The sequence below is a fragment of the Chitinophaga sp. genome (genome assembly GCF_035564935.1).
Classification (GTDB): Bacteria; Bacteroidota; Bacteroidia; order Chitinophagales; family Chitinophagaceae; genus Chitinophaga.
On the sequence record NZ_DATMTE010000530.1, the window covers coordinates 1 to 7346 of the forward strand.

The 7346-nt window shown below is 49.5% G+C and carries 5 protein-coding genes; all 5 read right to left on the reverse strand.

Annotated elements, in window-relative coordinates; translation table 11 throughout:
* On the reverse strand, window positions 1-765 hold a 765-nt coding region (locus tag VN105_RS13580), incomplete at its 3' end, for an amidohydrolase family protein (RefSeq protein WP_325641737.1).
* Between the two features lie 116 nt (window positions 766-881).
* Complete coding sequence (gene pgl, locus VN105_RS13585) at window positions 882-1607, reverse strand: 6-phosphogluconolactonase (protein WP_325641739.1); 726 nt, start codon at window positions 1605-1607, stop codon at window positions 882-884.
* Window positions 1608-1653: 46 nt separating this feature from the next.
* Window positions 1654-3159, reverse strand: a complete 1506-nt coding sequence (zwf, locus tag VN105_RS13590; RefSeq protein ID WP_325641741.1) for a glucose-6-phosphate dehydrogenase — start codon at window positions 3157-3159, stop codon at window positions 1654-1656.
* A 24-nt stretch (window positions 3160-3183) separates the two neighbouring features.
* Window positions 3184-4602, reverse strand: coding sequence for an NADP-dependent phosphogluconate dehydrogenase (gndA, locus tag VN105_RS13595; protein WP_325641743.1), 1419 nt, complete (start codon window positions 4600-4602; stop codon window positions 3184-3186).
* A 143-nt stretch (window positions 4603-4745) separates the two neighbouring features.
* Window positions 4746-7346, reverse strand: a 2601-nt coding sequence (locus tag VN105_RS13600) for a phosphoenolpyruvate carboxylase (protein WP_325641745.1), incomplete at its 5' end; no start/stop codon positions are given.

Below are 7346 nucleotides of genomic sequence, written 5' to 3' on the forward strand. Positions count from 1 at the left end.
GTCAGACAAAATCCGCGGCTGGTATAATGCCAACGCGTTTTCCCTGCATATTTTAGCAGCAATCTTTTCCGGAAAATTCTGAAGGATCAGTTGCAGATCCGCCGCTGCAAATGGACGCGGCGCACGGGTGGAGGGCATATCGGTACCGAATAACAAAGCACCTGCGTTAATAGCAGTGATCTGCCGCATGGCGGTTAACACATCAAAATCGCAACGGCTAAAACCGGTAGCTTTAATCTTCGCTCCTTTTTCCACCAATGGCAATAAATATTTGAACCCCGCTTTGGATAATCCCAGGTGATCAATTACTACGGCAGGCAGTTTATGCAGGGTGGTAGATAATCCGGGTAACTGCCGGGAATCCACATACAGCTCCACATGCCATTTCACCAGTTCATATACCCGAAGGCCCAGTTGTTCCAGGTGCTTTACACTTTCAGAACCTCCGCGCTGCACATTAAATCTTACGGCACGTACACCCGCCTCATGCAGGGCTATTATTTCCTCATCGCTGGTACCGGCAGGTATCTGCGTAACACCCACATAACCAGGTCCCAGCTGCTTCAACGCTTCCAGTAGGTATCCCTGATCAAATCCCTGGAAAGAGCCGGAAACTACTGCCCCTCCATCAATGTTCAGCGGCGCGGCCTGTTGCCGGTAGTCAGCTACTGAAAAATCCGATGGCAAAAAGCCCTCGTTGGGCTGCATGGGAAACCGGTGATCAATGATATGCAGGTGTGCGTCGAATATGGGCTTATCAAACATAATCTCATCGTTGTTACAAACACAAGCTACAGAAAATAGCTGAAAGCAGAAAGCAGAAGGCCCGGAGGGATATTGCAATCCGCCCGGGCCTTCTTATAGCATTGATTTATGTTTTGTTAAATTTCCATTGCGCCTGCAGCGGCTTCGTCCACAAACCAATGCAGTTCACCATCCTCCGGCCTGATCAGCTGGGATGGGTATTTCTCTGCATCAAACGTGCCTTCTATTACACTTTTCAGCGTAATGGCCTTGTTGGCGCCGGTAGTAAGAAACAGTACACACGCAGCCCTGTTCACCACCGGTGCGGTTAGGGTAATGCGGTACATATCCTGCGCTTCCAGGAAAAATGATTTCACCCAGGCCTTTTTTTCATGTACAACAGGCAGACCGGGAAACAGCGACAATGTATGTCCATCGTCTCCCATACCCAGTAATACCAGGTCAAAAGTGGTTTCATCTTTTCCGAAATATGATTTCAGGATTTTCTCATACTCAGCGGCAGATTCTTCCGGACCGATATCGGTACGCATCACGTGGATGTTTTCAGGATTCACGCCAACTTTGTCAAGCAATGATTCAAATGCCATGCGGGCATTATTGCGTTCATCTTCAAAAGGTACATCTCTTTCATCTCCCCAGAAAAAATGTATTTTCTCCCAGGGTATTACCATATTATAGGGAGCTTTCGCCAGGAGGCTGTATAACTGCTTTGGCGTATTGCCGCCAGACAGTACAAACGTGAACCTTTCCTGTGTTTGCAATACTTCCAGTATGTAGTTGCTGATCCAGGCCGCTACGTTTTCACTCAGTTGGGCAGGATCTTTTGCGATATGTAGTTCCATAAAACAAAAAGAATTACGGACCATTTATGCAAATGGTCCGTAACTATTATTTAGTAGGTAAATTAATCCAGGTATGACCGTCGCGGGCAACGAGTGCATCGGCATCGTCGGGGCCCCATGAATCGGGTGCATAGTTCGGGAAGTCTTGCGGCGTGCGGTTTTCCCATGTTTCCAGGATAGGCATGATCACTTTCCAGGCGGCATCTACCTGGTCGCCGCGCATGAACAGAGTAGCATCCCCTTCCATTACATCCAGCAGCAATGTTTCGTATGCTTCCGGTGCGTGTTCGCCATTGGCGGCGTCGTAATTAAAGGTCATGTCTACCGGGTCAAGCGTCATCGTCTGACCGGGGCGTTTTGCCTGGAAGCGGATCCGGATATCCATTTCCGGCTGAATGCTGATGGTGAGCCTGTTGGGGCGCCATGTCTGGGCAGCTTCAATCGGGAAAGAATAAGGAGGTGCTTCCTTAAAGGTGATGATAATATTGGTTGCTTTCTGGTGGAGGTACTTACCGGTCCGTACATAGATCGGAACGCCCTGCCAGCGCCAGTTATCGATATAAAACTTAACCGCTGCGTAAGTATCGATATTGGATTTGGGATCCACTCCTTTTTCCTCACGGTAACCGGCTACTTTATTTCCTTTCATCCAGCCGGCAGAGTACTGTCCGCGTACGGCATGTTCATGTACTTTATCCGGTGTAATACGGCGGATGGCGTTGAGTACATCCACTTTTTTATTACGTACTTCATTGGCATCAAAAGATACGGGCGCTTCCATGGCCAGGATACACATGATCTGCAGGATATGGTTCTGTACCATGTCGCGCAGGGCGCCAGCCCGCTCATAGTAACCACCGCGACCTTCCAGTCCTACGCTTTCAGCGGCGGTGATCTGGATGTTATCAATGTAGTTGCGGTTCCATACCGGCTCAAACAATGCGTTTGCAAAGCGGAATGCCAGGATGTTCTGGATAGTTTCTTTACCGAGGTAGTGATCAATACGATAGATCTGCTCTTCTGTAAATTTCTTTGCCAGCAGTTCATTCAGTTCATGCGCACTTTGCAGGTCATGGCCAAATGGTTTTTCTACTACAATGCGGGTGCAATGTTTATCGGAGCAAAGGTTCAGCTCACCCAGGCGGGTGGCTATATTCGGCACCAGCTGCGGCGCTACGGCCAGGTAAAAAATGACGGTAGGATGAACGCCCCACTCCTCTTCCTTCTTCGTTACAAGATCGGTGATCTTGCTGTAGGATGCAGGATCTTCTGCATCCATCTGCAGGTAAGTAACATGATTACTGAAGTCTTTCCAGTGACCATTCTGCTCGCCCTTCCGACGGGAAAACTTACTGATCCCTTCCAGCAGGTGATTATTATAGTCGTCGTTGCTGTAAGGGCTGCGGCCTAAGCCTGCAATGGCAAATTGCTCAGGCATCCAATCATCCAAAAAAAGATTATATAACGCAGGCGTTAGTTTCCGGTAGTTTAAATCGCCACTGCCTCCGAATATGAACAGGATGGATGCAGGCGGGCGTTTATGGATCTGCATATGTTTAATTAAAGATGAACATTTTTAGTGTTGCTGCCACTCTGTATGGAAAGTGCCCGGCATATCGATACGCTGGTAGGTATGTGCGCCGAAGTAATCGCGCTGCGCCTGTATCAGGTTGGTAGCCATGCGACCGGTACGGAATGCATCGAAATAAGAAAGCGCAGACATGAATCCGCCCACAGGCACTCCTGCGGAGGCTGCCTGGGCAATTACGCTGCGGGTGTTGCTTTCCACCGATTGTACCAGGTAGGCTACGCCTTCATCCAGCAGGATATTGGCCAGATCGGCATTTTTCTGGTAAGCCTGTGTAAATATTTCCAGCAGGGAAGAACGGATGATACATCCGCCTCTCCATACCTTCACCACTTCCGGCAACGGGATTTCCATTTTCAGGTCGGTGGAGGCTTCTCTCAGCATAGCCAGTCCCTGCGCATAGCTCAGGATGGTAGCAAAGTAGAGGGCGTCGTGCACCTGTTTGATCCACATTTCAGCCTCGGCATGAATAGTATTTTCGGGGGCTTTATAAATCGCTTCTGCCTGCAGGCGTTGCTCTTTGTATCCCGAGAGGGTACGCATAGCTACCGCAGTATCAATTACCGGAACAGCCACCGGTAGTTCCATGGCATCCTGTGATGTCCATTTACCGGTTCCTTTGGAACCTGCTTTATCGGAAATGACGTCTACCAGTCGTTTGTCGGATTTATCATCGTTCTGCAGGAAAATGTCGGCGGTAATTTCCACGAGGAATGACTGTAATGCGCCCTGGTTCCAGTTTTTGAATACTTCATGCAGCTGATCGTTATTCAGCCCCGCTCCTTTTTGCAACAGGGTATAGCTTTCACTAATCAGTTGCATAATGGCATATTCAATACCGTTATGTACCATTTTCACATAGTGACCGGCGCCTTCTTTACCAAGATAAGCTACGCAGGGAGTGCCCTTTACTTTGGCGGAAATCGCTTCCAGCATGGGTTGTACCTTGGCATAGGCTTCTTTGTCGCCACCAGGCATAATGCTTGGGCCGGTACGGGCGCCCTGCTCACCACCGGAAACACCGATCCCCATAAAATGGATGCCTTTTTCACGGAGGTGTTGTACACGGCGTAAAGTGTCCGTATAGTGGGAGTTACCACCATCTATTACTACGTCGCCCTGCTCCAGCAGCGGCAACAGGGATGCTATCACGTCATCTACCGGCTGACCGGCGGGTACCAGCATCATTAATTTGCGGGGACGTTCCAGCAACTGTACCATAGCGGACAGCTCTGCAACACCTTTAACGGTAGTACCGGGGGTAGCGGCTGCTTCCAGTGCGCTGTTCTTGGCAGCGTCTTTATCAAAGCCGATAACGGAAAATCCATGATCTGCCATGTTGAGTAACAGGTTTCTGCCCATTACGCCGAGGCCAATCATTCCAAAGTCATATAAGCTGTTTGCCATATATAGAGAAGTTACTTAAGGAGGTGTAAAAGTAGGGAAGAATTACGAAATACAGATTACGAATTACGGAGTTAGATGGAGACAGCCACCGGTATTACCTTCACTGTTTCCACATAACTCCGTAACGTGTTTATGAATGTTATTTATGCCGAGTTCCGGCCCGCATTGATAATTCCAAAAGAGCAACGCATAATGAGCTTCTCGTAGGTTTCCCTGCCATGCCCGTTGTCCGGATGTGAGTCCAGCTCCCGTATCCGGGTCAGCGCATATTGCTGGATAGTGAGCAGCGGCAGCACTATTCTTTCCCTCATCTGTATAGACAGGAGGTCAATAGGGGTGCCAGCCATCAGTTCAGGCTCATTGGTAAGCCGCAGCAGGTATTTTTTGGTCAGTTCAAATTCATTATAGATCATCTGCCATACTTCACCGTATTGCGGATGTTTTTCCAGGTAGGCGGTGAGCGGGAAATAACTCTTCTTCATCGCCATTACGCAGTTATCGAGCAGGGTCCTGAAAAACAGGGAGCGCGCATACAATGCTTCCAGTTCCTCCCATTTGCCTTGCTGATCCAGCTGTTCCAGGGCGCTGCCCACACCGTAATAGCCCGGCACATTTTGTTTCAGCTGGCTCCATGCGCCTACGTAAGGCACCGCTCTCAGATCATTGAGATTGAGTTTGGCAGAGGCATTACGCTTGCTGGGGCGGCTGCCTATATTCGCTTCCGCATAATACCGCAACGGACTGGCATGGTCGAGATAAGCCAGGAAGTGAGGATGTGTTTTCAGCTTATTGTAGGCTATATAACCTTCATCAGCAAGGGATTGCAGCAGATTCTCCTCCGCTTTGCTAAGCGTTACCTCCCGGGAAGAAAACAATTCATTACTGATGCCCGCATGTATCAGCTGCTCCATATTGAACTGCGCGGCGTCTACAGTGCCAAAGTTGGAGCTGATAGTTTGCCCCTGGATGGTTTGCTGTATTTCCTGGTTGGCAATATTCCTGCCCATGGAAGCGTAAAACTGATGGGTTTTCCCACCGCCACGTGCCGGGGGGCCTCCCCTGCCATCGAAGAACACCACGCTGATACCATATTCTTTGGAGATGGTGGAGAGTTCCTCTTTTGCCTTATAGATGCTCCAGTTAGCCATCAGGTATCCTCCGTCTTTGGTACCATCGGAGAAGCCGAGCATAATCGTTTGTTTACACTGGCGGCGCCGCAAATGCTCGCGGTAATCGGCATTTTCGTACAGCTCTTTCATCACCAGTCCCGCATGACGCAGGTCATCGATGGTTTCAAACAGCGGTACAATGTCTACCGTCATTTCCTCTTTTTTCCAGCCGCTCAGCAGGAACAAGCCGTATACTTCCATCACATTGAGTACGCTGGTACTGTGACTGATGATATAGCGGTTGCAACCTTCTTCCCCGTTGGCTGCCTGTATTTCCCGGATAGCGGCAATGGTTTGCAGGGTATCCTGGTGCAACGGATCTTTCAGTTTTTTGGGGTCTATGGCCTCCTTTATATTCAGTAAGGCATTGATCCTTTCTTTATCATCCAGGGATGTATAGTTGTCGGGCAAAGCTGCTGTTCCGTCGGCCACGGCTTCCAGTAAGGCTTCATGAATGGAGCTGTCCTGGCGGATATCCAGGGAAGCGAAGAATAAACCGAAGATCTCAACTTTGCTGACCAGGTTATCTACGAGGTGTACAAACAGCCCGTTCAGATCGGTCATAATAGTATTTCGTATATCCGACAGCGTATCCAGTATTTCCTGGCGGCTGATGTCTGCCTTGTGTCCGGGCAGAAACAGGTTGCGGGATAATTTGGCTTCCAATGCGGCTACCACGTTTTCCACCCCTTTAAAAGTAAGACGGCGGCGCAGGTTGCGTACTTCCCTGAAATAGCACTTCATAATGGAGGCGCGCAGGGCAGCGGCTACTTCCACAGTGGTAGGCGCTTTCACAAACGGATTCCCATCACGGTCGCCGCCGGGCCAGAAGCCCATGCGGATCACCGAGTTCTCGCTGCTGATAGCCCCCGGGAACTGGGCCCGGATAGATGACAGGATGCGGCCGGCCGACTGGTAGAAAATATTTTCGAGGAACCATACAAGACTGATGGCTTCATCGTATGGTGTGGGTTTTTCTTTTTTGAAGAACGGCGTTTTACCCAGCTGCTGCAGGTACATATTTACCTGGCTGGTATTTTCATCAATGAGCGCCTTGGACAGGTCATTGATAATTCCCAGCACTTCGCTGGGGTAAAACTGGGTAGGATGCGCGGTCAGCACCAATCTCACGGAAAAGTCCCTGAGCTTCTCTTTCAGCTTGTCCTGTGCCTGCTCCTGGATCACTTCAGATTGCAGATGCCGCAAAGTGCCGGCTCCCTGCAGGTCGCGGATGTTCCGGAAAGCAGCATCTTCCAGCGCATCAAACAGTACTACCTGTCTTTCAGCGTATTGTACAAACCGGAACAACAGGTCCGTTCGCTGTTTTTCATCTGTATAAGTGGTATACTGGGAGAAAAATGAGTTCACAATCTCTTCGGGGCTGTTGCCTTTGGCATATCCTTCTTCGCAGTGAATCAGGAACAGGGACAGGAAGATACCTGTCTTTTCCACGCGGTGGAAAGGCAAAGAGGTGAAGAGACTATTATACAGCTGAAACTTGGTACCAACAAGATTTTTGAACTGTTGCAGCGAATTATTTACCGGCGCTTCCATACTAATTATCCGTTTATAGTG